The sequence below is a fragment of the Mycobacterium sp. 1164966.3 genome (genome assembly GCF_001665395.1).
Taxonomy (GTDB): Bacteria; Actinomycetota; Actinomycetes; order Mycobacteriales; family Mycobacteriaceae; genus Mycobacterium.
Window position 1 is genome coordinate 67,097 of the sequence record NZ_LZSG01000005.1, and the last position, 25,744, is coordinate 92,840.

The 25,744-nt window shown below is 66.7% G+C and carries 20 protein-coding genes and 3 pseudogenes; 11 read left to right on the forward strand and 12 right to left on the reverse strand.

Annotated features, from left to right (window positions below):
- Positions 1-68 precede the first annotated feature (68 nt).
- Positions 69-1,388, reverse strand: a complete 1,320-nt coding sequence (locus tag A9W99_RS02300) for an acetyl-CoA C-acetyltransferase (protein WP_156622908.1) — start codon at positions 1,386-1,388, stop codon at positions 69-71.
- A gap of 137 nt (positions 1,389-1,525) precedes the next feature.
- On the opposite strand from A9W99_RS02300, the gene A9W99_RS02305 reads away from it, so the two are divergent.
- Both A9W99_RS02305 and A9W99_RS02310 read left to right on the forward strand, forming a co-directional pair.
- Complete coding sequence (locus tag A9W99_RS02305) at positions 1,526-2,890, forward strand: 3-oxoacyl-ACP reductase (RefSeq protein ID WP_067372773.1); 1,365 nt, start codon at positions 1,526-1,528, stop codon at positions 2,888-2,890.
- Between the two features lie 17 nt (positions 2,891-2,907).
- A complete protein-coding gene (locus A9W99_RS02310; protein ID WP_067372777.1) occupies positions 2,908-3,750 on the forward strand; it encodes a MaoC/PaaZ C-terminal domain-containing protein in 843 nt (280 codons plus the stop codon).
- On the opposite strand, the gene A9W99_RS02315 is transcribed toward A9W99_RS02310, so the two are convergent.
- The 3 genes from A9W99_RS02315 to A9W99_RS02325 all read right to left on the reverse strand — a co-directional run bounded on the left by A9W99_RS02315 (position 3,745) and on the right by A9W99_RS02325 (position 6,909).
- Complete coding sequence (locus A9W99_RS02315) at positions 3,745-4,971, reverse strand: chloride channel protein (RefSeq protein WP_067373492.1); 1,227 nt, start codon at positions 4,969-4,971, stop codon at positions 3,745-3,747. The genes A9W99_RS02310 and A9W99_RS02315 overlap by 6 nt on opposite strands.
- Positions 4,972-5,046: 75 nt before the next feature.
- The gene (locus tag A9W99_RS02320) at positions 5,047-5,688 is read right to left on the reverse strand and encodes a TetR/AcrR family transcriptional regulator (protein ID WP_067372780.1); all 642 of its coding nucleotides are present in this window, start codon (positions 5,686-5,688) and stop codon (positions 5,047-5,049) included.
- A gap of 63 nt (positions 5,689-5,751) precedes the next feature.
- Positions 5,752-6,909 (reverse strand): glycoside hydrolase family 3 N-terminal domain-containing protein, encoded by a 1,158-nt coding sequence (locus A9W99_RS02325; RefSeq protein WP_067372782.1) that lies wholly within the window; start codon positions 6,907-6,909, stop codon positions 5,752-5,754.
- A 132-nt stretch (positions 6,910-7,041) separates the two neighbouring features.
- On the opposite strand from A9W99_RS02325, the gene A9W99_RS02330 reads away from it, so the two are divergent.
- The 4 genes from A9W99_RS02330 to A9W99_RS02345 all read left to right on the forward strand — a co-directional run bounded on the left by A9W99_RS02330 (position 7,042) and on the right by A9W99_RS02345 (position 13,375).
- A complete protein-coding gene (locus A9W99_RS02330; RefSeq protein ID WP_067239412.1) occupies positions 7,042-7,314 on the forward strand; it encodes a hypothetical protein in 273 nt (90 codons plus the stop codon).
- A 107-nt stretch (positions 7,315-7,421) separates the two neighbouring features.
- Complete coding sequence (locus A9W99_RS02335; protein WP_067373497.1) at positions 7,422-7,595, forward strand: DUF2613 domain-containing protein; 174 nt, start codon at positions 7,422-7,424, stop codon at positions 7,593-7,595.
- Positions 7,596-7,680: 85 nt separating this feature from the next.
- The gene (locus tag A9W99_RS02340; RefSeq protein ID WP_067373500.1) at positions 7,681-11,865 is read left to right on the forward strand and encodes an alpha-(1->3)-arabinofuranosyltransferase; all 4,185 of its coding nucleotides are present in this window, start codon (positions 7,681-7,683) and stop codon (positions 11,863-11,865) included.
- Positions 11,866-11,935: 70 nt separating this feature from the next.
- On the forward strand, positions 11,936-13,375 hold the full coding sequence (locus A9W99_RS02345) for a lipase maturation factor family protein (protein WP_067372785.1): 1,440 nt from the start codon (positions 11,936-11,938) through the stop codon (positions 13,373-13,375).
- 122 nt (positions 13,376-13,497) lie between these two features.
- On the opposite strand, the pseudogene A9W99_RS02350 reads toward A9W99_RS02345, so the two are convergent.
- Positions 13,498-14,016: pseudogene (locus A9W99_RS02350) on the reverse strand (GMC oxidoreductase); the annotation flags it as partial.
- Positions 14,017-14,179: 163 nt separating this feature from the next.
- On the opposite strand from A9W99_RS02350, the gene A9W99_RS02355 reads away from it, so the two are divergent.
- A complete protein-coding gene (locus tag A9W99_RS02355; RefSeq protein WP_067372791.1) occupies positions 14,180-14,506 on the forward strand; it encodes a GNAT family N-acetyltransferase in 327 nt (108 codons plus the stop codon).
- An 80-nt stretch (positions 14,507-14,586) separates the two neighbouring features.
- Here A9W99_RS02355 and A9W99_RS25780 read toward each other — a convergent pair.
- The 4 genes and pseudogenes from A9W99_RS25780 to A9W99_RS02365 all read right to left on the reverse strand — a co-directional run.
- Positions 14,587-14,718: pseudogene (locus tag A9W99_RS25780) on the reverse strand (hypothetical protein); the annotation flags it as partial.
- 287 nt (positions 14,719-15,005) lie between these two features.
- Positions 15,006-15,374, reverse strand: coding sequence for a VOC family protein (locus A9W99_RS02360; protein WP_067373503.1), 369 nt, complete (start codon positions 15,372-15,374; stop codon positions 15,006-15,008).
- A 17-nt stretch (positions 15,375-15,391) separates the two neighbouring features.
- Positions 15,392-15,580: pseudogene (locus A9W99_RS25785) on the reverse strand (LysR family transcriptional regulator); the annotation flags it as partial.
- A gap of 2 nt (positions 15,581-15,582) precedes the next feature.
- A complete protein-coding gene (locus A9W99_RS02365) occupies positions 15,583-17,232 on the reverse strand; it encodes an acetolactate synthase large subunit (protein WP_067372794.1) in 1,650 nt (549 codons plus the stop codon).
- Positions 17,233-17,299: 67 nt separating this feature from the next.
- Between A9W99_RS02365 and A9W99_RS02370 the strand changes: the two genes are divergently transcribed.
- Positions 17,300-18,676: an NADP-dependent succinic semialdehyde dehydrogenase gene (locus A9W99_RS02370; protein ID WP_067372797.1), complete on the forward strand. Its 1,377-nt coding sequence runs from the start codon at positions 17,300-17,302 to the stop codon at positions 18,674-18,676.
- A gap of 81 nt (positions 18,677-18,757) precedes the next feature.
- On the opposite strand, the gene A9W99_RS02375 is transcribed toward A9W99_RS02370, so the two are convergent.
- The 3 genes from A9W99_RS02375 to A9W99_RS02385 form a co-directional block, all read right to left on the reverse strand.
- Positions 18,758-19,702 (reverse strand): R2-like ligand-binding oxidase, encoded by a 945-nt coding sequence (locus tag A9W99_RS02375; protein WP_067372800.1) that lies wholly within the window; start codon positions 19,700-19,702, stop codon positions 18,758-18,760.
- Positions 19,703-19,712: 10 nt separating this feature from the next.
- Positions 19,713-20,384 (reverse strand): TetR/AcrR family transcriptional regulator, encoded by a 672-nt coding sequence (locus A9W99_RS02380; RefSeq protein WP_067372804.1) that lies wholly within the window; start codon positions 20,382-20,384, stop codon positions 19,713-19,715.
- A gap of 195 nt (positions 20,385-20,579) precedes the next feature.
- Positions 20,580-22,289, reverse strand: coding sequence for an acyl-CoA dehydrogenase family protein (locus tag A9W99_RS02385; RefSeq protein WP_067372807.1), 1,710 nt, complete (start codon positions 22,287-22,289; stop codon positions 20,580-20,582).
- Between the two features lie 128 nt (positions 22,290-22,417).
- On the opposite strand from A9W99_RS02385, the gene A9W99_RS02390 reads away from it, so the two are divergent.
- The 3 genes from A9W99_RS02390 (at position 22,418) to A9W99_RS02400 (ending at position 25,744) form a co-directional block, all read left to right on the forward strand.
- Positions 22,418-23,398, forward strand: coding sequence for a phosphotriesterase (locus A9W99_RS02390; RefSeq protein ID WP_067372810.1), 981 nt, complete (start codon positions 22,418-22,420; stop codon positions 23,396-23,398).
- Positions 23,395-24,888: an AMP-binding protein gene (locus A9W99_RS02395; RefSeq protein ID WP_067372813.1), complete on the forward strand. Its 1,494-nt coding sequence runs from the start codon at positions 23,395-23,397 to the stop codon at positions 24,886-24,888. Before A9W99_RS02390 ends, A9W99_RS02395 begins: the two co-directional genes overlap by 4 nt.
- A gap of 106 nt (positions 24,889-24,994) precedes the next feature.
- Complete coding sequence (locus A9W99_RS02400) at positions 24,995-25,744, forward strand: PP2C family serine/threonine-protein phosphatase (protein ID WP_172828791.1); 750 nt, start codon at positions 24,995-24,997, stop codon at positions 25,742-25,744.

Consider the following 25,744-nt stretch of genomic DNA (forward strand, 5'->3'; position numbering starts at 1 on the left):
CCAAACCCCACGTAAACCGTTTGTGCCGGCGAGGTGTTTAGTGTGAGCGCGACGCTCGGCCGAGCGGCTCAGGCCTGCAGAATCGCAGCCACTCCTTGGCCACCGGCTGCGCAGATCGAGATCAGCGCCCGCACCGGGCCGTCACCGGATTGCTCCGCTTTCTTCTGGGCGATCTGCTTGGCAGCCTGTGCGAGAATCCGTCCGCCAGTGGCTGCGAAGGGGTGGCCGGCGGCCAGTGACGAGCCGTTGACGTTGACCTTGGTCCGGTCGATCGGCCCGAGCGCGGCATCCAGGCCCAGCCGCTGCTTGCAGTATTCTTCGGACTCCCACGCCTGCAGGTGAGCCAACACCACCGAGGCGAACGCCTCGTGAATTTCGTAGAAGTCAAAATCCTGCAGGCTCAACCCGTTTCTCGCCAGGAGCCGCGGTACCGCATACGTCGGCGCCATCAGCAGCCCGTCGTTTCCGTTGACGTAGTCGACGGCCGCCGTCTCAGCGTCGACGAAGTACGCCAGCGGAGCCAGGGAGTGCTCCTCTGCCCATTGTTCGCTGGCCAGCAGGGCCACCGAGGCGCCGTCGGTCAACGGCGTCGAGTTTCCCGCCGTCATTGTTGCGTCGCCGGCTTTGACACCGAATACCGGCCGCAGCGCCGCCAGCTTCTCGACGCTGGCATCGGGACGCAGGTTGTCGTCGCGATACAGCCCGAGGAACGGCGTGATCAGGTCGTCGAAGAAGCCCCGGTCGTACGCGTCCGCCATGTTGCGATGGCTGGCGACGGCAAGCTCGTCTTGATCGACGCGCTTGATCCCCAGCTGCTTGGCGGTGATGGCGGCGTGCTCCCCCATCGACAGGCCGGTCCGGGGCTCGCTGTTGGCCGGAAGGTCGAGCCCGAGGTTTGCTGGCAGCGTGCCCACCAACTTCAGCCGCTCCATGTTCGACTTCGACCGGCGCACCTTCAGCAGGGTGCGGCGCAGGTCGTCCCCCAGCCCGATCGGCGGGTCCGACGTGGTGTCCACCCCGCCCGCTGCGGCCACCTCATAGCGACCGGCGGCGATGCCGTCGGCGGCGGCGATAGCGGCCTGCAGACCCGTGCCGCAGGCCTGCTGCAGATCGAACGCCGGGGTGTACGGCGACAGCTCCGAGCCCAGCACGCATTCGCGCATCAGGTTGAAATCGCGGCTGTGCTTGAGCACCGCGCCGCCTACCACCGCACCCAACCGCTGACCCGCCAGCCCGAAGCGGTCTATCAGTCCGCCGAGTGCGGCGGTGAACATGTCCTGGTTGGACGCCTCGGCGTAAGCGCGGTCCGACCTTCCGAACGGGATGCGATTGCCACCGAGCACGGCGACTCGCCGCCTGGTCTGAGCATTGTTCTGAGCAGGGGCCACTTCGTCTCCGTCTGTCATTAGTCAGTTTGGGGTAGGCCGTTAGGGGCCATACTACTCACTGTTCTTACTCTGAAGTAAGTTCGTCCCCAGATACCGTTGCCCTATACGCTCACGCAAGCAACACGGAAGGCATCTCAGTGGCCCCCAAGCGTTCCCCCGATCTGTTATCCCAGGTTGCCAACTCCGGTCCTGGATCCTTTCTGGCCAAGCAACTCGGTGTCCCGCAGCCCGAGATCCTTCGCCGCTATCGGCCGGGTGATCCGCCGCTGGCCGGATCCCTGCTCATCGGGGGTGACGGCAGGGTCGTCGAACCGCTGCGCGCGGCGCTGGACCACGACTACGACGTGGTGGGCAACAATCTGGGCGGCCGCTGGGCCGATTCGTTCGGCGGGCTGGTCTTCGACGCCACCGGCATCACCTCACCTCCCCGCCTGAAGGCGTTGCACGAGTTCTTCACTCCGCTGCTGCGCAATCTGGGCCGTTGCGCGCGGGTGGTGGTCGTCGGCACCACCCCCGAGGCGGCCGCCGGCACTGACGAGCGGATCGCGCAGCGCGCGCTGGAAGGTTTCACCCGTTCGCTGGGCAAGGAGCTGCGTCGCGGCTCCACCGTGGCGCTGGTTTACCTGTCTCCGGACGCCAAGCCGGCCGCGACGGGCCTGGAATCCACCATGCGGTTCATCCTCTCCGCCAGGTCGGCCTATGTCGACGGCCAGGTCTTCTACGTGGGGGCCGCCGACTCCACGCCACCGGCCGACTGGGACCGACCGCTGGACGGCAAGATCGCCATCGTGACCGGCGCCGCGCGGGGCATCGGCGCAACCATCGCCGAGGTGTTCGCCCGCGACGGCGCACGCGTCGTCGCGATCGACGTGGAATCCGCTGAGGAGACGCTGGCCGAAACGGCGAGCAAGGTCGGCGGCACGCCGCTATGGCTCGACGTCACCGCCGACGACGCCGTCGACCAGATCACCCAGCACCTGCGCGACCACCACGGCGGACGCGCCGACGTCCTGGTCAACAACGCCGGCATCACCCGCGACAAGCTGCTGGTCAACATGGACGATGCCCGCTGGGACGCCGTGCTGGCCGTCAATCTGCTTGCCCCCCAACGTCTTACCGAAGGCCTGATCGGCAACGGCAGCATCGGCGAGGGCGGCCGGGTGATCGGCCTGTCGTCGATGGCCGGCATCGCCGGCAACCGCGGCCAGACCAACTACGCCACCACCAAGGCCGGGATGATCGGCCTCACTCAGGCGCTGGCACCCGGACTCGCCGAAAAAGGCATCACGATCAACGCCGTCGCACCGGGCTTCATCGAAACTCAGATGACCGCGGCGATCCCGCTGGCCACCCGGGAGGTGGGCCGGCGGCTGAACTCGCTGTTGCAGGGCGGCCAGCCCGTCGACGTCGCCGAGACCATCGCCTATTTCGCCAGCCCGGCCTCGAATGCGGTGACGGGCAACGTCATTCGCGTCTGCGGCCAGGCCATGCTGGGCGCCTGAGGTCCGGAGGGAACCAAATGAATCAACCAAGCGGCCTGAAAAACATGCTGCGCGCAGCCGCCGGTGCCATCCCGTTCGTACCCCGCAACGACAAGTTGCCCGAACGCACCGTCAAAGTGGACGAACTGCCGATCGACCACACCAACGTGGCCGCCTATGCGGCCGTCACCGGTTTGCGCTACGGCAACAATGTGCCGCTGACCTATCCGTTCGCGTTGACCTTTCCCACGATGATGTCGCTCGTGACGTCGTTCGACTTCCCTTTTGCCGCAATGGGATCCATTCACCTGGAGAACCACATCACGCAGCACCGGCCGATCGCCGTCACCGACACCGTCGGCATCCAGGTGCATGCCGAGAACCTGCGCGAACACCGGAAAGGCTTGCTGGTCGACCTGGTGACCGACGTGAACGTCGGCAATGACACTGCGTGGCACCAGGTGACGACGTTCCTGCACCAGCAGCGGACCAGCTTGTCCGACGAACCCAAGCCGCCGCCGCAGAAGGAGCCCAAGCCGCCGCCTCCGAGCACCGTCCTGCGGGTCACGCCCAGCCAAATCCGTCGCTACGCCTTCGTCGGCGGCGATCACAACCCGATCCACACCAACCCAGTCGCAGCCAAGCTGTTCGGCTTCCCCACCGTGATTGCGCACGGAATGTTCAGTGCCGCAGCGGTATTGGCCAATATTGAGGCACAGTTCCCGGACGCGGTGCGGTATTCGGTGAAATTCGGCAAGCCCCTGGTGCTCCCGGGCACCGGGGGACTCTACGTCGAAAAGCGGGACGACGGCTGGGATCTCGCGTTGCGCAATATCGCCAAGGGATACCCCTACCTGACCGGTACCGTACGGCCGCTATAGCGCTTTCTTCAGCGCGTGCGCGCCGACCGCGGTAACCAGAAAGACCACGAACAGCCAAACCGGCGGCCGGGCTAGTTCCCAGACGAAGATCGCGGCCCAGATCGGTGAGCCCTGCGTGACCGCGAGCACGCCGGCGGCCCCGGCCAACGACACCACCGGCGCGTGCAGGTGCGTGCCCGCCGCGGAGTTGACGGCCAGCACCAGTACCGACCCGGCGGCGGCGCCGGTGGCCAGCGACGGTGTGAGCATTCCGCCGGCGCCGCCGGCGCGCAGGAACAGCGCAGTCAGCAGAGGTTTCAACACCAGGATGACCGCGGCCGCCGACAGCGTCATGCCGGCGGCGAGGCTGACGGTCAGAATGCTACGGCCGTTGCCGGGCAGCTCGGGCCACCAGTGCGAGCAGATTCCCGTCACCAACCCGGCGCCCGCCAGAGCCGGGATCAGCACCCAGCTGCGCATCGGGCTGGCCGGGCGCGCCGCGGCCATCAGCCGGTTGAACGCCAGTCCGACCGCCAGCGTCACCGGCGCCAAGATCAGCGCCTGCCCGCTCAACTCGAATGTGCGTTCCGCGTTGGGCCACTCCAAATTCGGGTGATCGTGCGTGATCAAAGAACCGACGGCGACGGCCAGGCTGGAGGTGATCAGCGCCGCCCCGACGGCACGCGGACGCCAGGTGCTCAGGATGATCCGCACAGTGAACAGCGCACCGGCCGCCGGCACCGCGTAGACCGATCCCAGGCCCGCCCCGGCCGCGCAGGCCAGCAGGATTTCGCGGTCGCCGGGCGACAGCCGCTTGAGCCATCCGGTCGCCAAATCGCTGAGTGCAGCAGCGAATTGGCGGGGAGCCCCTTCCCGGCCGAGGGAGGCGCCGGAGCCGACCAGTAGCACCTGCAGCAGGGCGTCGATGCTCCACGACAGCCGCGGTATCCGACGATGTTGGGTGATGGTCGGCTCGAGCGCGGGTACGTCGTTGCGGCGCCGCAGCATCCACCACCCCACCGCGGCCAGCGCGCCGCCGGCCATCGGGCCCAGCGCGCGGCGCAACGGGCTACTGCCGGTGATTCCGGCGAGCAACGTGCCGAATGTGTAGTGGTACGTGAGGTGTTCGACGGAACGCAACACGACCGTCGTCGCCAATCCGGCGACCCCGGCCAGCAATCCGACGATGACTACCGCGCAATAGAAATCGAGATTGCGGCGGTATTGCCGCCCGCTAACGATGCGGACCGCGGAGCCTTCCGGGGTGGAGGCGGAGCGGTCCGAGGAGGAGGCGGGCAATCCGTCCACGCCCTGAATCTAGCCCGCGGCGACGTTCGGGCCCTGCTGATTCGCATCCACGTCCCGCTCGGCCGGTCCGCCCCGCAGGCCGTGCCAGAACAGCTCGATCATCAGCTCGGCTGCCTCGTCGACGTCGATGTCGCCGGTGCTGACCCTGGTGGCCATCGCCTCACCCGCACCTACCAGCGCGACCGCCATCATCTCGTGCTCGGCGTCGGGACGCGGGCTGCGGCTGCCGGCCCGCACCAGGCCGGCCACCAGCTCGATGATCTGCTCGCGACCCTCGCGCACTGTCTGGGCGAACACCTGCGAGCTGGTGGCCTGGGTGTACATCACGATCCACGATGCCCGGTTGGCATCGATATAGCGTAAGAACGCCACTATCGTGTTGCGCAGCAGGTCTTTTGGGCTCTGTTCGAAGTCGATGTCGGCGCGCACCGCGTCGATGAACCGGCCCATCTCCCGGTTCAGGCAGGCGCCGAACAGGTCCTCTTTGGAGCCGTAGTACAGGTACAGCATCGGCTTCGAGATCTGCGCCTCGGCGGCGATAGTGTCCATCGACGTCTCGTGATAGCCGTTGACCGAGAACATCTGCACGGCGGCGTCCAGCATCTGCTGTTCCCGGACAGCACGCGGTAGCCGCTTGGTACCACCCGCCATGGATGCCTCTGATGCCTCTCTAGCCTGTCTATCTGACTCCAGAGTAGGCAACGCGCGGTCGTGTTAGTGCCCGCACCCCGGCTTGACCTGCTTCATCTTCGCGATCCGCACCACCGAAGCGTCGACCGCCGCCTTGTCTAGCTTGCCGTCGTTCCAGGCCTGTTCCAGCGCCTTGAGGACCGCGGGCACCTCTTTGGTGGTGACCCAGAGCGCGATGTCGGTGCCGGCCTGCAGGCTGCGCAGCACCGCCTCCGATACGCCGAACCGGTCGGATATCGCCGCCATGCTGGACAGGTCGTCGCTGAAGATCGGGCCGTCGAAAGCCGGAGCGCCGTAACCCGTCCCGGTCCGCAACAACTGCACCGCGGCCCGGCTTAGGGTGGCCGGGTCGTCACCGGTCAACTCGGGAACCTGCAGGTGACCGACCATGACGCCGACCGGGTTGGTCGTCACCAGCGCCCGGTAGGGCACCAAGTCGTTGTTCTGCAGGTCGCTCAGCGGCGGCGTGACAACCCCGCCCTTGTGTGAGTCGCCCGAGCCGTGCCCGTGGCCCGGGAAGTGCTTGAGCACCGGCAGCAGGCCGGCGTCACGCAGGCCCTGGGCGTAAGCCCCGGCGTAGTCGGTGACGGTCTTCGGATCGGCGCCGAAGGACCGGTCCCCGATCACGGTGTCGTCAGGGGCGCTGGTCACGTCGACCACCGGCGCAAAGTCGATGGTGATGCCCAATGCGCGCATCTTGCGGCCGCGCTCGAGCGCCAAGTCGTGGACGTATTGCGCCGTTTGTGTTTGTGCCAGCTCGCGAGGCGACGGCGACTCCCCGATCCGCTTCTTCAACCGCGAGACCCGGCCGCCCTCCTCGTCCACGCTCACGGCCAGCGGCAGCTTGCCGGCGCTCTTGGCGATCTCGGCGAGGGGGCCGTCGAAAATCGACAGGTCCGTCCAGCTGCCGATGAAGATCCCGCCGACGTGATAGGTAGTGACGACGGCCTTGGCGTCGTCGGCGTTCTGCACGCCCACCATGAGCAGCTGGGCCAGCTTTTCCTGCAGTGACAGACCGGCCGGGACGCCGGTCGGGTCGGTGCACAGCGGCGGAGCGGGAGGGGGCGCGCTGACCTTGGTCGAGGTGGCGGCGGGTGGCCGCCCGCTGTGACCGCAGCCCGCCAGCGCCGATGCTGCGACTCCTATTGCCAAAGCTGCAGCCAGGGTGCGCCGAAAAGCCATCGGGCCATGTTGTCATGGCCGTCCGGCGCGCCGTGTCACGGGCGCGCCGAAAGATGTCGTTTGCAGTGTTAGGCAGGTCAAATACTGTTACCTTTGCCACAGCTCCTATTGACTGGCAGGGAGGAGCCAGCGATGACCGGGTTTTCGCGTGGCGCGCGGGCCGGCATCGCGGCGGGATTGTTGATCGCCGCCGCCGCGACCATCGGCGCCACGGCGGACGACCACATGCCTGCCCAGCGCGCGCCGGCTCCGGGCGCGCCGCATCTGGTGGAATACGGCGGTCGCTGTTACGGCGGGTATTGCGTGCCCGCAGTGCCGGCGATCCCCGCTCCGCCCGCGGTGCCCGCGCCGCCCTGCAACAGCGTCCAGAGTTGCAGGAACAAGCTGCCGCCGGGACTGCGGTAAGCGGCCTGAAGACGCTTGACACTGTTCTGCTAGGTTGGCGCTTACGCTGCTGTGGCACTCCAATGGACATGCCACGCCGCGACCGCACACCCGCAAGGAGCCAATCGATGAATCGGATCATTGCGCCCGCCGCTGCGAGCGTGGTGGTTGGTTTGTTGCTCGGCGCGGCCGCGATTTTCGGGATCACCCTGATGGTGCAGCAGGACACGAAGCCGCCACTTCCCGGGGGCGACCCGTCGTCGTCGGTTCTCAACCGGGTCGAGTACGGCAACCGTAGCTAGCCCGGCGGTGACGCCGGCGGCGGCGTCACCGGCGGAAACCGCCTCCGCTATCCCGCTGTCCCGGAAATGGTTGCTGGTGGCCGGGATGGTCGCCCTGGCGTTGACCTTCGGGCAGTCGCCCGGACAGATCTCGCCCGACACCAAGCTCGACCTGACCGCCAACCCGCTGCGCTTCCTGGCCCGCGCCACCAACCTGTGGAACAGCGAGTTGCCGTTCGGCCAGGCGCAGAACCAGGCCTACGGATACCTGTTTCCGCATGGCACGTTCTTCCTGGCAGGCCACCTGCTGGGGGTGCCGGGCTGGATCACCCAGCGGCTGTGGTGGGCGCTGCTGCTCACAGCCGGCTTCTGGGGGCTGCTGCGAGTCGCTGAGGCGCTGGGCATCGGCACCCCGACGTCGCGGGTGATCGGCGCGGTGGCGTTCGCGCTGTCACCACGGGTGCTGACCACCCTCGGGTCGATCTCGTCGGAAACCTTGCCGATGATGCTGGCGCCGTGGGTGCTGCTGCCCACGATTCTGGCGCTGCGGGGGAATTCCGGGCGGTCAGTCCGTGTCCTGGCTGCGCAGGCCGGTGTCGCGGTCGCCCTGATGGGCGCCGTCAACGCCATCGCGACGCTGGCCGGATGTCTGCCCGCGGTGATCTGGTGGGCCTGTCACGGGCCGAACCGGCTGTGGTGGCGATATACCGGATGGTGGGTGCTGGCTCTCGGCCTGGCGACATCGTGGTGGGTGGTGGCACTGAGCCTGCTGCGCAAGGTCAGTCCACCGTTCCTGGATTTCATCGAATCCTCCGGCGTGACGACCCAGTGGTCGTCGCTGACCGAGATGCTGCGCGGCACAGACAGCTGGACCCCGTTCGTGGCGCCGGACGCGACCGCGGGCGCCCCGCTGGTCTCGGTATCGGCTGCCGTCCTGGGCACTTGTCTGGTCGCGGCGGCCGGCCTGGCCGGGCTCGCCAGCCGCGCCATGCCGGCACGCGGCCGTCTGGTGACGATGCTGCTGACCGGAGTGGTCCTGATGGCGATCGGCTACAGCGGCGGGCTGGGCTCACCGGTGGCCGTCGAGGTGCAGGCCTTCCTGGACGCGGCCGGCGCGCCGCTGCGCAACGTCCACAAGCTGGGCTCGGTGATCCGGATCCCGCTGGTGCTGGGTATCGCGCAGTTGCTGGGCCGACTGCCGCGTCCGGCTGGCACGCCGCTGGCAGGGTGGCTGCGCACGTTCGCACACCCCGAGCGGGACAAGCGAGTCGCGGTCGGCGTCGTGGTCTTGGCCGCGCTGACGGTCAGCACCTCGCTGGCGTGGACCGGCCGGCTCGCCCCGCCGGGAACGTTCAGCGCGATACCCGAGTACTGGCACGACGCCGCCGACTGGCTCGACAAGCACAACGCTAGGGCCGGCCACGCAGCGCGGGTGCTGGTGGTTCCGGGCGCGCCGTTCGCCACCCAGGTCTGGGGTACCAGCCATGACGAACCGCTGCAGGTGCTGGGCAGTAGCCCATGGGGGGTGCGCGACTCCATCCCGTTGACGCCGCCGCAGACCATTCGGGCGCTGGATTCGGTGCAGCGTCTCTTCGCCGCCGGGCGCCCTTCACCCGGTCTCGCGGATACCCTTGCCCGGCAAGGCATTTCCTATGTCGTGGTGCGCAACGATCTGGACCCGGAGACTTCGCGGTCGGCGCGTCCGATCCTGGTACAGCGCACCGTCACGGGCTCACCCGGCTTGCGGAAGGTGGCCGAGTTCGGTGCACCGGTGGGCGCGGGCGCATTGGCCGGCTTCGTCACCGACAGCGGGCTGCGGCCGCGGTATCCCGCGGTGGAGATCTATCGCGTTGACGCCGCGGGTAATTCGGGCGCGCCCTACTTTGCCGACATCGATCGGATGACCCGCGTCGCCGGCGGACCGGAGGCGCTGCTGCGGCTCGACGAACGCCAGCGGCTGCTCGGCCGGCCTGGGCTGGGGCCGGTGCTGATGACAGCAGACGCCGGCAGCGCGGGACTAGCGCCACCAGTCGGCGTCGTACTCACCGACACCCCGCTGGCGCGCGAAACCGACTACGGCCGGGTCGATCACCACTCTTCGGCGATCCGGACCGTTGACGACGCCCGGCACACGTTCAACCGGGTACTCGACTACCCGGCCCCGGGCGCCTCTACCGTCTTCGGCGCGTGGAACGGCGGCCGCATCACGGCATCGAGCTCGGCGTCGGATGCCACCGCACTGCCAGACGTCACACCGGCGACCTCGCCCACCGCCGCGATCGACGGCGATCCGGCGACCGCCTGGGTGTCCAACTCGCTGCAGTCAGCCGTCGGCCAGTGGTTGCGAGTGGATTTCGACCGACCGGTGGCCAACGCCGTCATCACGCTGACGCCGAGCGCGACCGCGGTCGGCGCCCAGGTCCGTCGGGTCCAGATCGAAACGGCTAGCGGCACAACCACTCTGCGGTTCAGCGAGCCGGGCAAGCCACTGACTACCGCGTTGCCGTACGGAGAGACATCCTGGGTGCGGATCACCGCGACCGCCACCGACGACGGGTCCGCCGGGGTGCAATTCGGTATCACCGACCTGACGCTCACCGAGTATGACGCGTCGGGTTTCGCGCACCCCGTCGAGCTGCGCCACACCGTGCTGGTTCCCGGTCCGCCGCCGGGTTCTGCCGTCGCGGGATGGGACCTGGGAGCGGAGCTGCTGGGCAGGCCGGGCTGTGCCCAGGCGCCCGACGGCGTGCGGTGCGCGGCAGCCATGGCGCTGACGCCGGAGGAGCCGGTCAATTTAAGTCGAACGCTGAGCGTGCCCAATCCGGTGTCGGTGACGCCGACGCTGTGGGTGCGGCCGCGGCAGGGTCCCAAGCTGGCCGAGCTGGTCGCCGAACCGGATACCACTCGCGCTCACGGTGATTCCGATCTGGTGGACGTCCTCGGCTCGTCGTACGCGGCCACCGACGGTGATCCGGCCACCGCATGGACCGCGCCGCAGCGGGTGGTGCAGCAGAAGACCCCACCCACACTGACTATCAAGCTTCCGCGACCCACCGAGGTCAGCGCGCTGCGCCTGATCCTCAGTCCCTCGGCGTTGCCCGCACGCCCGACGGTGGTCGCCGTCAATCTCGGCGACGGACCGCAGGTCCGGCAATTGAAGCCCGGCGGCAGCGATTCCGGCAGTGAGCAGCAGACCTTGTCAGTCAAGGCCCGGGTCACGGACACCGTGACGATGAGCCTGCTGGACTGGGAAGACCTCATCGACCGCAATGCGCTCGGGTTCGACCAGCTCAAGCCGCCGGGCCTGGCCGAGATCGCGGTGCTCGGCGCCGACGGCAGCCCAATCGCGCCCGCCGACGCCAACCGCAACCGTTCGCGCGAGATCGTGGTCGACTGCGAGCACGGGCCGGTCATCGCGGTCGCCGGCCGTTTTGTGCACACCTCGATCCGGACCACGGTGGGCGCGTTGCTGGACGACCAGCCGCTTGCAACGGATGTCTGTGACCGCGACCCGCTAGCGCTGCCGGCGGGTAAACAGGAACTGCTGATCAGCCCCGGTCCGCAGTTCGTCGTGGACGGCATCAGGCTGCACGTGTCCGGCGCGGCCGAGTCGCCTGGTGCCACAGCGACTTCCGCGACCACCGGGGGCTGGGGTCCCGACCACCGCGAGGTGCGGGCGCCCGCCTCGACAACAAGCCGGGTGCTGGTAGTCCCGGAAAGCATCAACCCCGGCTGGGTGGCGCGCACCAGCGCCGGCGTGCGGTTGACACCGGTCGCCGTCAACGGGTGGCAGCAGGGTTGGGTATTGCCTCCCGGTGACCCCGGAACCATCACCCTGACGTTCGTCTCCAACTCGCTGTACCGGGCGGGCCTGGGAGTGGGCCTGGCCTTGCTGCCGTTGCTGGCCCTACTGGCGTTTTGGCGCGCCAGGCCGGCAAGCCGCGACGACCCGCCCGTGCGGCCCTGGACACCCGGGCCGTGGGCCGCCGTCGCGGTAGTGGCCGCCGGGGCGATGATCTCCGGCGTGGCCGGTGTCGTCGTGGTTCTCGCGGCATTCGGGCTGCGGTATGCGCTGAGCGATCCAAGGCGATGTGACCGGGTGACGATGTGGCTCAGCGCCGGCGGGCTGATCCTGGCCGGGGCTGCGCTGTCCCGGCACCCGTGGCGATCGGTCGACGGCTACGCGGGCCACTCCGCGAATGTGCAACTGCTGGCCCTTGTTTCGCTCGCGGCGGTGGCCGCATCCGTGGTGACGACGCCTTCTCGCGCGCGGCCGGCGCGCGGCGAGTGACTTCGGGGGCTGGCGAGCCGGGTTTACGGCTGATTCACTTGGATACACCACCGTCCGAGGAGTTACGGCCATGGGATGGTTTTCGGCACCTGAATACTGGCTAAGCAGATTGGTGCTCGAACGCGGCGTGGCTGCGATCTACCTGATCGCGTTCGTAGCGGCCGGGATGCAGTTCCGCGCGCTGATCGGTGAGCACGGAATGCTGCCGGTACCACGGTTTTTGGCGGGACTGTCGTTCTGGAAAGCGCCGAGTCTCTTCCACCTGCGCTACTCGGATCGGCTGTTCGCAGCCGTAGCCTGGTCGGGTGCGGGGCTCTCGGCGGCCGTAGTCGCCGGCGCGGCGGATGCCGTGCCATTGTGGGCCGCGATGGTTATATGGCTGACGCTGTGGGTGCTCTACTTGTCGATCGTCAATGTCGGGCAGACGTGGTATTCGTTCGGCTGGGAGTCGCTGCTGCTCGAGACCGGGTTCCTGATGGTCTTCGTCGGCAACGACCGCGCGGCGCCGCCGGTGCTGACGATGTGGTTGGTGCGCTGGTTGCTGTTCCGGGTCGAGTTCGGCGCCGGGCTGATCAAGATGCGCGGCGACCGATGCTGGCGCGATCTGACCTGCCTGTACTACCACCACGAGACCCAGCCCATGCCAGGGCCGTTGAGCTGGTTCTTCCATCATCTTCCTAAGCCGTTGCACCGAATCGAGGTGGCGGGCAACCATTTCGCTCAGCTCGTCGTGCCGTTCGGCTTGTTCGCGCCGCAGCCGGTGGCGAGCGTGGCCGCCGCGATCATCGTCGTGACGCAGCTGTGGCTGGTGGCATCTGGCAACTTCGCCTGGCTCAATTGGATCACGATCGTCCTGGCCTGCAGCGCGATCGATCAGTCGTCGGTGTCCGCGGTGCTGCACGTGACCGCCCCTATGCCGGAACCGCCGCTGTGGTTCGTCGGGGTGGTGATCGCCTTCACCACAGCGGTGCTAGTGCTGAGCTACTGGCCCGCACGCAACATGTTGTCGTCGCATCAGCGAATGAACGCGTCTTTTAACGCATTTCATTTGATCAACACTTACGGGGCATTTGGCAGCATCGGCCGGACTCGCCGCGAGGTGGTGATCGAAGGCACCGACGAAGCCCGGATCACCGGCCAAACCGTCTGGAAGGAATACGGATTCAAAGGCAAGCCCGGTGCGGTGCGCCGACTACCACGGCAATGGGCGCCCTATCATCTCCGCCTGGACTGGCTGATGTGGTTCGCCGCTATCTCGCCGGGCTACGCGCAGCCCTGGCTGCAGCCGTTCATGGAACGGCTGCTGCGCAACGACCCGCACACGCTACGTCTGTTGCAGCACAACCCTTTCCCCGAGACACCGCCCCGGTATGTGCGTGCAGAGCTCTATCAGTACCGCTTCACCACCTGGGCCGAGTTGCGACGCGAGCACGCCTGGTGGCACCGCGCCCGCATCAGCATGTACACCCGTCCGATGACATTGCAGAAAGTAGCGTCGCGTAAGGGTTGACGCCCCTCGTTTGCCCGACGTTTCGCCGAGCGTGTTCTGAGGGCGAATTTTGGGCGATTTTTTCGCCGTGACAGCACGCTCGGCGCACAACATTCACGACCATCGCCCGGGACACGGGTGCATCAGGGTGTAGATGCCGCACTGCCCTCCGACGCCACGGGTGGAGTGGAACCTGACACCGTCTCGCCTTGAAACTTGCTCAGCCGCAACGCTGCTGGCGCGCTGGTGGGGACTACGGGTTTCAATGGCTCGACCGGCTGCATCCGCTGGTAGCCGGCGCCGAGCTCTGGGCGTGCGTCGGATTCTCCTTTGTTGGGCCAGAAGGAGGCTGCCCGCTCGGCCTGCGCCGTGATGGTCAGCGACGGGTTCACCCCGATGTTCGCCGAAATCGCCGATCCGTCGAAGATGTGCAAACCCGGATGCCCGAACACTCGGTGGTACGGATCGATCACTCCGCGTTGCGCAGAGTCTCCAATCACGCAGCCGCCCAGGAAGTGCGCGGTCATGGGGACGTCGAAGATCTCGCCTATGCTGCCCCACGGCAAGCCGTTGATATCGCGGGCGAGCGTCCGGACGGCCTCGTTGGCGGCCGGAATCCAGGTCGGGTTGGGTACACCGTGACCTTGCCGCGACGACAGCTTGATCCGTCTTCTGCGGCCTCACCAGCGAAGGGCTGAAATCCTTGGCGCGCAACACACCGTTCAGGCGGTAACGTCTTTACCAGCGACCAACACTGCCATAGGGGGTCCCGTGCTAGGACGACGAAAAGGCCGAGGACTTTTTGCCCGACCATCGAGCGGCGAGGTGAGTGAGGCGTCGGTCACCCTTGTCGGCGAGCACAAGCGTTACGAGATCACCGCCGACGGCGTCTACGCCGGCCTGGCCGCCTATGTCGACACTCGCAGTCAGCGCATCTTCTACCACACCGAGATCGACGACAAGTTCGCCGGTCGCGGCCTGGCCAGCACGCTGATTGCGTTCGCGCTGGACGATACTCGAGCCGCCGGCATCCGGATTGTGGCGATCTGCCCGTTCGTCGCCGCCTATGTCGACAAACACGAGGACTACGACGACATACTCGATCCCATCACTCCACAGGCACACGCGGTGGTGCGAGCCCAAATTTCTTGAGCCGAGATACCAAGACGCTCTTACACTTTGAAGTATCGTCTGGCCTGGCGCCGTTGCCGGGCCAACCGAAGTTTCACTGACTAGTTGAACAGACCCTTATGGCCATCCTTGACCATGTCCACGCCTTCCTCACCAATCATGTAGACGGTGTTCTGGATGCGACAGTCAGGGATGATCAGGAAGACGGAAGCATCGATGACACGGAGGTTGTTGTGCGCCAAGACCACGTCCTATATCGCGGAGGTGGTGTCCGAAGAAGTGGTCGGAGCTCTGACGCCCGTGTTCGCCACGGTCGCTCAGACGCTTAGGTGGTGACATTGAGAGTGACGTCCCGGACAGCCGCTCGGCGCCCCAATCTTTTGCGGCGCTACAAGTTCGAGAGACGACGTTGTGACGAGCGACAAAGAATCCGGCCAGATCGCGAAATCGACCTGACGCTAGGGAAATTGGCACTGCAGCCGGCAGCAACGGCCGCTGGCCGCGGTTGAGCAGCACCGAATCATCCGAGCTTCTGCGCGAATTCAATGACGTTGCCGTCCGGGTCGGCGATGTGCAGCGTCCTTTCCCGCCACGGCCTGTCCACCGGGCCGCTGAGGACCTCGACGCCGAGACCCTTCAGTCGCTCCGCTTCCTCATCTACGTCGTCGATCAGGAACCCGATCTCGCCGCACGGGGCATTGCCGCCTTCGCGGCCGATCAGCTCCGGCAGCTTCGACCGCTCGAAAAGCGAGAACTTGGTGTTGAGCATCTCGAATTCGACGTAGCCGTCGCCCTCGATGCGCACCTTTAGCCCGATCACGTCGCGGTAGAACGTGACCGATCGTTCGAGCGACTCGACATACTGGATGACGTAGTCCATGCGCCGCATGAGGTACACGGTATCGGCCGTTCGCCTTCGGGCGTCAGGCCTTCGAACTTCTTCCCCCGCCGGACCAGCGGGACCTTCAGCTCGTGTTCGAGCTTGCGGATGGCTTCCGACAGCGCCGGCTGCGACACGTAGCAGGCGCTGGCGGCACGGGCGAAGTGACGCTCGCGAGCCAGCGCTACGAAGTACTCCAGCTGCCGGAACTGCATGACTACAACGTCTCGTCCAACTCACCGAGCCGGTCGGTCAACCGCAGATTCTCGGAGTAGTCCACCGGGCAAGAGATCACCGACACCCCGTCGTCGTCCAGCGCTGCCTTCAGCGTCGGCAACAACTCCTGTGCGGCGTTGATCCGATATCCTTTGGCGCCAAAGCTTTTCGCGTAGCCCACCACGTCCGGGTTGCCGAACTTCACGTAGTAGTGGTCGCCGAGCTCGAGGTCCATCTTCCATTCGATGAGCCCGTAGCCGTCGTCCTCCCAGATCAGCACCACCAGCGGTATCCGTTCGCGGACCGCGGTCTCGATCTCCTGTGAGTTCATCAGGAAGGCGCCGTCACCCACCACGGCCAGCACCTTGGCATCCGGCCTGGCCAGCTTCACTCCCAGTGCGCCGGGCAACGCAAACCCCATGGTGGACAATCCATTTGACACTAGGCAGGTGTTGTGCTCATAGGTCGGATAGAGTCGCGCCATCCACATCTTGGTGGCGCCGGTGTCCACCAGCACGACGTCACTGCGGCCCAGGGCGGCGCGGGTGTCGGCCACCACCCGGGCTGGGGCCAGTGGGTAGCGCGAATCCTGTTGTCCCCGAGCGAATTCCTCGGCCAGCAGGCCGGAGCCTGGGATGTCTTCGTCGCCGCTGAAGCGGTGCCCTTCCAGCGCTTCGGTCAACGCTTCCAGCGAGGCGCTGATGTCGCCGATGATCCCCACGTCGACCGAATAGTGCAGGTCCACCTCGGCCGGGAAGCGATGGATGTGGATGACCTTCTTGTCGGCGTTCGGGTTGATCCGGACGGGGTCGAATTCCTGTAGCTCGTAGCCGACCGCGATGATCACGTCGGCGTCGTCGAACCCGAAGTTCACATAGTCGTGGCGCATGAAGCCCAGGGTCCCGATGGTGTTGGGGTGATCGTCGGGCATGACGCCCTTGCCGTGGAACGTGTTGGCGACCGGGATACCGAGTTCTTCGGAAAAGCGGACCAGGGCCGCGGTGGCGTCGCCGCGGGCGGCGCCATGACCGGCCAGCGCCACCGGGCACTTCGCCTCGCGCAGAATGTCGACAGCCCGTGCCACCTGGCGGAACGCCGGCGCGTCAGCGCGAACGACGTTGCGTGGCAAGGGCTTTAACTCGGGATAGTCGGCCTCGTCGGTATCTATGTGCTCCGGCACGGCCAGGTAGACCGCCGCGGGCCGTTCGGCTTCGGCGACCTTGAATGCCTTGCGGAACATCTCCGGGATGGCCTGCACGGTCGGGACACCGGCCGCCCAGCGGGTGATCGGCGCGTACATCGACACCAGATCGACGTATTGGTGCGACTCTTTGAACTCGCGGTCGTGGCCGACCTGCGCCGAGATCGCGACCAGGGGGGTGCTGTTGGTGGTGGCGTCGGCTACGCCGAGTTGCATGTTGATCGCGCCCGGCCCCAGGGTGGCCGACACCACGGCCGCACGGCCGGTGACCCGGCCGTACATCTCGGCCATGAAGGCCGCCGCCTGCTCGTGCCGGGTCAGCACATAGCGGATGTCCGAGGACGCCAGCGCCTGCACGAAGCGGATGTTCTCCTCACCGGGCAACCCGAAGACGACGGAGACCCCCTCGTTTTCCAGGCACTTCACCATCAACTGAGCGGCGGTAGTCACACCGGCCACGATAGTGGCAGGCTGGGCTGGAAACCTTCCGCTTAGACAAGCAGCAGAGGATGTCACCGTGCCCATCGCCTCGATCAACCCGGCCACCGGCGAAACCGTGCAGACCTTCAACCCCGCGACCGACCAAGAAGTCGAAGCCGCGATAGCCCGCGCCTACGAACGGTTCCTCGACTACCGTCACAACACCACGTTCGCCCAGCGCGCCGAGTGGGCCAATGCCACCGCCGACCTGCTGGAGGCCGAGGCCGAGCAGACCGCCGCCATGATGACCCTGGAGATGGGTAAGACACTGGCCTCGGCCAAGGCTGAAGCGATCAAGTGCGCCAAGGGTTTTCGTTACTACGCCGAGCACGCCGAGCAGCTGCTCGCCGACGAGCCGGCTGACGCCGCCAAGGTCGGCGCCAAGAAGGCCTACACCCGCTATCAGCCGATGGGCGTCGTGCTGGCGGTGATGCCGTGGAACTTCCCCCTGTGGCAGGCCGTCCGGTTCGCGGCGCCGGCCCTGATGGCCGGCAACGTGGGCATTCTCAAGCACGCGTCGAACGTGCCGCAGTGCGCGCTGTACCTGTCCGACGTCATCACCCGCGGCGGCTTTCCCGAGGGCTGCTTCCAGACGCTGCTCGTTCCCTCCAGCGCCGTCGAGACCATCCTGCGCGACCCGCGGGTCGCGGCGGCCACACTCACCGGCAGCGAGCCGGCCGGTCAATCCGTCGGCGCCATCGCCGGCGACGAGATCAAACCCACCGTGCTCGAGCTCGGCGGCAGTGACCCGTTCATCGTGATGCCGTCGGCAGACCTCGACGAGGCGGTCAAGACCGCGGTCACCGCGCGGGTGCAGAACAACGGCCAGTCCTGCATCGCCGCCAAGCGGTTCATCGTGCATGCCGACATCTATGACGCCTTCGTCGACAAGTTCGTCGAGCGGATGGCCGCGTTGCGGGTAGGCGACCCGACCGACCCGGACACCGACGTGGGCCCCCTGGCCACCGAGTCTGGCCGCGACGAGGTCGCCAAGCAAGTGGAGGACGCCGCCGCGGCGGGCGCGGTGATCCGTTGCGGCGGTGAGCGGCCCGAGCGGCCCGGGTGGTTCTACCCGCCGACGGTGGTCACCGACATCACCAAGGACATGGCGCTCTACACCGAGGAGGTATTCGGCCCCGTCGCCTCGGTGTACCGCGCCGCCGACGCCGCCGAGGCCATCGAGATCGCCAACGCCACCACCTTCGGGCTGGGATCCAACGCCTGGACCAATGACGAGGCCGAGCAGCAGCGCTTCATCGACGGTATCGAGGCCGGGCAGGTCTTCATCAACGGGATGACGGTCTCCTACCCGGAGTTGCCGTTCGGCGGCGTCAAGCGCTCCGGCTACGGCCGCGAGCTTGCGGGTCTGGGCATCCGCGAATTCTGCAACGCCAAAACCGTCTGGGTCGGGTAACTTTCAGCTGCCGAGTGTGGGGGCTACGGACGGATTCGAGGGCGGTTGCGTACCAGGAGCCCACGCTCGGCGCGCTGAGTATTACGCCGACGCCCCCGCCAGCGCCTGTGCGTCCTCGACGGCGAACGTGTCTTCCAGTTGCACCGGCGAGAAATCCAGGTCGATCTCCTCGAGGGGTCGCCCGCGCGCGCTGGAGATCGTGCCGAAGCGCCGCATGCCCTTGTCGGTGGAGTACTGCAAGAACTCGTCTTCGGACAGGTCGAACGGCTTGGGGTCGTCGTAGAGGGCGAACCCGTCCTGGACCAGGCACAGCCCCAGCGGGATGAGCTCGTTCATGCGCGTTTCGAAGACCGCCCAGTTGGCGTCGTCGGCGGCGACGTGGCGCCGGCAGGTGAACGTGCCCCACGCCATGTGGCGTCGCTCGTCGTCGCCGATATGCCGGATCAGCTCTTGCATGCCGGGCAGAATTCCGCGTTCCACGCAGACCTTGTGCCAGGCGTAATAGCCGGTCAGCGCCAGCATGCCCTCGACGATGTGATTATAGGTGACCGACGCGCGAACCTGCGCGGCCGGTGACGGGTCGGTGGTCAACGCGCTGAGGCACTCCGGCAACTCGTCGTAGAAGATCTGCCGGTAGGAGGGCAGCTCGTCGAGATAGCTGTGCAGATCCTGGGTCACGCCGACCGCGTCGAGCCACATGCGGAACACCTGAACGTGCTTGGCTTCCTCGAACGCGAACTGAGTCAGATACATTTCGTCGCCGAGCCGCCCCTCGGCCCGCATCGCCGACATGAACGGCTGGATGTCCTCGGTCACCGATTCCTCGCCGGCGACGAACTGGGCGCACAGCCGGATGGCGTAGTCACGTTCGATATCCGTCAGCCGCTCCCAATCCGCCCGGTCGCGGGAGAAGTCGATGTCGGCCGGATTCCAGAACTTCGCGTTGCCGCCGGCGAACAGCTTCAGCGGCAGGCTTTCCCAGTTCAGGCCGCCCGCAGCGAGCGAGCCCAGACGTGTGCGATTCATGTTGACCTCCTCAGATCAGTTCAGGGCTAATGGGTTGCGGGACAGGCGAATACGCGGTGGCAAGCACCGCGACCAACCTGCGCACGGCCAACGCCGGCTGGTCCGGCGAGGGTTCGTCGAGCCCGAGAACCGGGTCCAGACCGCGCATGTACGGGGCCAGCGCCAGGTGCGGGAAGATCAGCAGCAGCAGCGAAAGCAGTGCGTCGGTGTCGGAATCCGCCCGTAGGTCACCGCGGGCCTGCGCGTCGCGCACCAAGGGCCGCAACACTTGCAGATAGTGGCGATGGATGACGGACCGCACACTGATGCGGGCATCGGTGTCGACCTCGAGGCTCGCCGCCGCATGAAGCGCACGTTCGTGCGGATGGTCGGCGAAGTAGGCGACCCAGTCGTCCAGCAGGTCGGTGAGAAATTCGAAAAACGGCCTGCTCGAGTCGAGTTCGCGGATGCGGGCTTCCATGTAGGACCGCACGCGCTGGCTGCCGACGTCGGCGATGAACGCATACAGGTCGCGCTTGTCCGCAAAGTATTGGAACAGGCTGCCCTTGGCGACGCCGGCGCGTCGCGCGATGACGTTCAGGCTGCCTTGGGAGAAGCCATTGGCTCCGAATTCGGCTTCCGCGGCTTCCACGATGGCCGCTCGACGGGCCGGATCGACTCGCCCCCACGTCACCGTCGGCATCGCGCCTCCTAGCAGGAATGACCACTGGTCATTCTACGGTGAGCTAGCTCACAGTCAAGGAGCGGCTAGGCGTTCGGAGTGAGCTGACGATTTTGAAGGGCGGGATTCGGCGCGAAGTTCCGCCCTGGCTGAACTCGCAAAGCCCACGATTCACACGCAACGCCCTGGATTCACATTCAAAGCCCGAAGCCGAAGCTACGGCCGCATGGCGTATGCCCCGTTGATGGGCAGCACGTGCTCTTTCCACACCTGGTCGTAGCGGCCGCGGTCGGCGCTCGGGCGGCGAACCATCCGCATCGCGAAACGAGCCTGCTCGTCCGTCGTCGCGGCCTTGTCGTGCAGTTCGACGGCATAGGTGTTGAAGTCGCGTACCAACAGCGCGAAGATCTCGTCGATCAGCGGCTCGTCCACACCGGAAAGCGGGGCTTCCTCGAGGATCAGCTGCGCGTACGGCACCAAGGCGAAGATCTGTCCGACACCGAAGGCGAAGTCGATGTCTTTCTGTTGTGCCGCATCAGGTGTCGCGGCGGCCAGCATCTCGGCCAGCACGTCGATCTGGTCCCGCAGCAGCGCGACATTAGGCAGATGGGCATAACTGTCGAACGGCGCGCGCCAGTCGTGGAAGCGCACCTTGCCCAGTCCGCCCGTCGGCCCCTGGGCGAACAGGAAGGAGTCGTCGGCCGCGTCGTCACGGCGCGGGATCAAGGGCAGCGCGGCGTCGGGGGCGAACAGGTAGTTGGGCATGAACTTGGCCAGCAGCCCGATGTTGATGTGGACGGTTCCTTCCAGCCTCGGGAGCAGGCCGATCTCGCGGGCCACCGTCTCGAAGAAGGTGTCCTTCTCCACACCCTTGGCGGCGATGACATCCCACAGCGCGATGATGACCCGCTCGCCCTCGCTGGTGATCTTGGCCTTGGTGAGCGGGCTATACAGCAGATAGCGGCGATCGTCGGCCGATGCGCTGCGCATGTAGTCCGACGCGCGGCCGGCGACCAGCCGCATGGCCACCAGGCGCACATAGGCGTCGGTGAGCAGCCGTCGCACGTGGGTGAAGTCGGTGACGACGGTGCCGTAGAGGTATCGGTTCGCCGCGTGCGTGACGGCTTCGTACATGGCGTGCGTGCACATGCCGATGGCGCCCCAACCCAGGTTGTACTTGCAGACGTTGACGGTGTTGAGGGCGGCGTGGAACGCGCCGATGCCGCGATGCAGCAGATCGGCCTCGGTGACCGGGTAGTCGCGCAGGGCGTAGTTCGCCACGTAGTTCTGCGAGTTGACGACGTTCTTGATCAGGTCGTAGCGGTCGTGCTGCGAGTCGGCGGCGAAGAACACGTACTCGTCCTTGTCCGGGGTGTCGCCGGCGATCTTGCCGAACGTGGAGACCATCCTGGCCACGTTGGCGTTGCCGATGTAGTACTTCTCGCCGTTGGCCGTCCACCCGTGTTCCGACGGGGTCAGGATCATGTCGGTCTGGTAGACGTCGGCGCCGTGGGTCTGCTCGGACAGGCCGAACGCGAACACCTCGCCCTGCTCCAGTTGGGCGGCGGCCTTGCGTTTCGCGTCTTCGTTGTCGCTCATCCAGATCGGGCCCAGGCCCAGGGCCGTCACCTGGAAGGGGTACCAGTAGTTCAGCCCGTAGAAGCCAAGGATTTCGGCGAACTCGCTGATTCGGTAGGTGTCCCAACGGCAATCGGCGGCCCCGTACTCGGCCGGCGTCAGCAGGGAGGCAAACAGCCGCTCCCGTCCGACATGGTCGAGGAAGTCGGAGTACCAGACGCGCTCGTGGTCGTCGTGCTTCAGTCGCGCCTTTCCACGGGATTCGAAGAAGTCCACCGTCGCGGCCATGATTTCTCCCGAGCGCGCGTCGGGGTAACGGCGTGTCAGGTTGTTTGGGTTCAGCAGCATGGTGGCTCCCGCGGGTTCCGACTAACGACGGGTAGACGGTACTGCAACCGCACTGCCCCCGGGGCTGCACCGCGAGAAGCCTTATAAAAGGGGGCCGAAGCGACCTGCAGCGACTTAGCATCGGTTACGTGTCAGAACTAAATACCGCCCGCGGACCCATCGATACCGCCGATCTCGGCGTCACGCTCATGCATGAGCACGTGTTCATCATGACCACCGAAATCGCGCTCAACTATCCGGAGGCTTGGGGCGACGAAGAAAAGCGGGTGGCCGACGCTGTCGCGCGGCTCAACGAGCTGAAGGCCCGCGGCGTGGACACCATCGTCGACCTGACGGTGATCGGGCTGGGCCGCTACATCCCGCGCATCGCGAAGGTGGCCGCGTCCACCGACCTGAACATTGTCGTCGCCACCGGTTTGTATACCTACAACGACGTCCCGTTCTGCTTCCACTACATGGGTCCCGGCGCGCAGCTGGGCGGCCCGGAGATCATGACCGACATGTTCGTCCGCGACATCGAGCAGGGCATCGCCGACACCGGCATCAAGGCCGGAATCCTCAAGTGCGCCACCGACGAACCCGGTATCACCCCCGGTGTCGAAAGGGTGCTGCGCGCCGTCGCCCAGGCGCACAAACGCACCGGGGTGCCGATCTCCACGCACACCCATGCGGGCCTGCGCCGCGGACTCGAGCAGCAGCGCATCTTCGAAGAAGAAGGCGTCGACTTGAGCCGGGTGATCATCGGCCACTCAGGCGACAGCACCGACGTCGGCTACCTCGAGGAACTCATCGCCGCCGGCTCGTACCTGGGGATGGACAGGTTCGGCATCGACGTGATCCTGCCGTTCGAGGAGCGGGTGAACATCGTCGCGACGATGTGCGAGCGCGGGCACGCCGACAAGATGGTGCTCTCGCACGACGCCAACTGCTACTTCGACGCTCTGCCCGAGGAGATGCTCGCGGTGGCCGCGCCCAACTGGCACTACCTGCACATCCACAACGACGTGATCCCGGCGCTCAAGCAGCGCGGCGTCACCGACGAGCAGCTGCACACCATGCTCGTGGACAACCCCCGACGCATCTTCGAGCGGCAGGGCGCCTATCAGTGACGGCGCCCGTCCCGCCGATCGGCGCGCAGATCTCGGCCCTGGCCCGACTTGCTCCCGACGAACCGGCGGTCAGCAGCGACGGACGCACCATCACCCGTGCCGAGCTGGACATCTCGACCAACCGGCTGGCGCGCGCCTACGCCGAGCGTGGCGTGGGCACGGGCGATTACGTGACCATCGCACTGCCCAACTCCGTCGAGTGGGTGCAGGCCGCGGTGGCGTGCTGGAAGCTCGGTGCGGTGCCGCAGCCGCTGTCCCCACGATTGCCGGACGCGGAGTTCGAGGCCCTGCTGCAACTGAAGCCCCGCGCCCTGCTGGTCGGCCGATCGAGCCCCGGAATCCCCAGCGTCCCAGCGGGTTTCGTTCCGGACTCCGGCCTGTCCGATGCCCCGCTACCGGAGGCGGTGTCGCCGTGCTGGAAGTCGCTGGCGTCGGGAGGCAGCACGGGCCGGCCCAAGCTCATCGAGGCCGGCGGGGACAGCCGGGTCCCGTCGGCCATCGGCTATCCGCTGGGCGCGCAAGAGGGCGACACCACGCTGGTGCCGGTGCCGTTGAGTCACAACACCGGCTGCACCACAGCGGTGATCGCGCTGCTGATGCGCCACCACCTGGTGCTGATGCGGCGGTTCGACCCGCACGAGTTCCTGCGGCTGATCACCGACCACCGGGTCACCTTCCTGACCACAGTCCCGACGATCATGCAACGGGTTTTGCCGGTGTACCAAGCCAGTCGGGAAGACGATCCGGACTCCTATGACCTGTCGTCGATCCGACGGTTCTGGCACCTGGGAGCGCCTTGCCCGCCGGCGGTCAAGCAGGCGTGGATCGATCTGCTGGGTCGCGAAGTGGTGTGGGAACTGTACGGCGGCACCGAATTACAGGCGCTGACCTTCATCTCCGGCGACCAGTGGCTGACGCATCGCGGCTCGGTCGGCACGGTGGTCGCCGGTGAGATGAAGGTGCTCGACGACGACGGCCGGGAGTGCCCGCCCGGCGTCGTCGGCGAGATCTACATGCGGCCTGCTCCGGGCAGCGCGCCCACCTACCGTTACGTCGGCGTCAACGCCAAGACTCGCGACGGCTGGGACTCTTTGGGCGACTTGGGCTACTTCGACGACGACGGGTTCCTGTACCTCTCGGACCGCCGGGTCGACATGTTCACCGTCGGCGGGCGCAACGTCTACCCCGCCGAGATCGAGGGTGCGCTGTCGGCTCACCCGGAGGTGCTGTCCTGCCTGGTCGTCGGTGTACCGGACCCGAACGACGGCGATCTGGGCCAAGTGCCGTACGCGCTGGTGCACACCGCCGACGGGTCCACGCTGGACGCCGGTGCGGTGCAGCAGTTTCTGCGCGAACGCATCGAGGCGTACAAGGTGCCCCGGGTCGTCGAATTCGTCAGCAATCCGCTGCGCGACGACGCCGGCAAGGCGCGGCGGTCAGCAGTGCGAGATGAGGTCATCGCGCGGTTGCGATCTGGTGAAGTTCGATGATGACGGTGAGTCGCGGAATCGCAAGCATGGGTGTTGGATTGAGACTATATTTCTCAGCGGCGCCGGGCCGTCGGGAACGACCATGAGCGGGGAGGCTGGTGGCGAAATGCCCACACACACCGTTGATTACGCCGGCCTCAGCGACACCGGCCGTCAACGAACCAGTAACCAGGACCGCTGGGGAGTCAATGCCGAGCAGGGTCTGTTCATAGTCGCCGACGGCGTTGCCTCCAGCAGCCACGGCGACCGGGCCGCCGAAATGGTTGTCGACTTGCTCCCGCAATACCTGCAACGCCACCTCGACTCCGTCGGCCTGGACGACCCCACCGCTCCCGAGCGGCTGGCCACCGCGATCGCCGAAATCTCGAACAACTTGCGCAGCAGCGGCGACAACGATCCCGGGATGGCCGGAGCCAGCACCACGGTGGTGGCCGTGGTCGTCTCCGGTCTGCGAGCATTGGTCGGCCATCTGGGCGACAGCCGCGGCTACTTGTACCGCAACCAGCAATTGCATCGCCTGACTCGCGACCACAGCCTGGTCCAGGCCCTGGTCGATGCGGGGGAAGTCGAGCCGCAGAATGCCCGGGCGCATCCGTCGCGCAGCGTGATCACGCGGCATGTGGGCATGGCTCCGCCGGCGCATCCCGATGTTTCCGCAGTCGATTTGCAGCCGGGCGACCGCGTAATGCTGTGCAGCGACGGTTTGCACGGAGTGGTCGACGATGCGTCGCTGGCCCAGATCCTCGGCTCCCAGCCGAGTCCACGTGCGGCATGCGCGGCGCTGATCGAAGCGGCCAACAACGGTGGCGGGCCCGACAACATCACCACCATCGTCATCGACGTCGTCGGCCAATAG

Excerpts from the sequence above, each read along its gene's own strand:
- A9W99_RS02400 (WP_172828791.1), top strand. The coding sequence starts at position 24,995 with ATGCCCACACACACCGTTGATTACGCCGGCCTCAGCGACACCGGCCGT.
- A9W99_RS02375 (WP_067372800.1), bottom strand. The coding sequence starts at position 19,702 with ATGAATCGCACACGTCTGGGCTCGCTCGCTGCGGGCGGCCTGAACTGG.
- A9W99_RS02380 (WP_067372804.1), bottom strand. The coding sequence starts at position 20,384 with ATGCCGACGGTGACGTGGGGGCGAGTCGATCCGGCCCGTCGAGCGGCC.
- A9W99_RS02345 (WP_067372785.1), top strand. The coding sequence starts at position 11,936 with ATGGGATGGTTTTCGGCACCTGAATACTGGCTAAGCAGATTGGTGCTC.
- A9W99_RS02330 (WP_067239412.1), top strand. The coding sequence starts at position 7,042 with ATGACCGGGTTTTCGCGTGGCGCGCGGGCCGGCATCGCGGCGGGATTG.
- A9W99_RS02340 (WP_067373500.1), top strand. The coding sequence starts at position 7,681 with ATGGTCGCCCTGGCGTTGACCTTCGGGCAGTCGCCCGGACAGATCTCG.
- A9W99_RS02325 (WP_067372782.1), bottom strand. The coding sequence starts at position 6,909 with ATGGCTTTTCGGCGCACCCTGGCTGCAGCTTTGGCAATAGGAGTCGCA.
- A9W99_RS02360 (WP_067373503.1), bottom strand. The coding sequence starts at position 15,374 with ATGCGGCGCATGGACTACGTCATCCAGTATGTCGAGTCGCTCGAACGA.
- A9W99_RS02310 (WP_067372777.1), top strand. The coding sequence starts at position 2,908 with ATGAATCAACCAAGCGGCCTGAAAAACATGCTGCGCGCAGCCGCCGGT.
- A9W99_RS02335 (WP_067373497.1), top strand. The coding sequence starts at position 7,422 with ATGAATCGGATCATTGCGCCCGCCGCTGCGAGCGTGGTGGTTGGTTTG.
- A9W99_RS02320 (WP_067372780.1), bottom strand. The coding sequence starts at position 5,688 with ATGGCGGGTGGTACCAAGCGGCTACCGCGTGCTGTCCGGGAACAGCAG.
- A9W99_RS02385 (WP_067372807.1), bottom strand. The coding sequence starts at position 22,289 with ATGCTGCTGAACCCAAACAACCTGACACGCCGTTACCCCGACGCGCGC.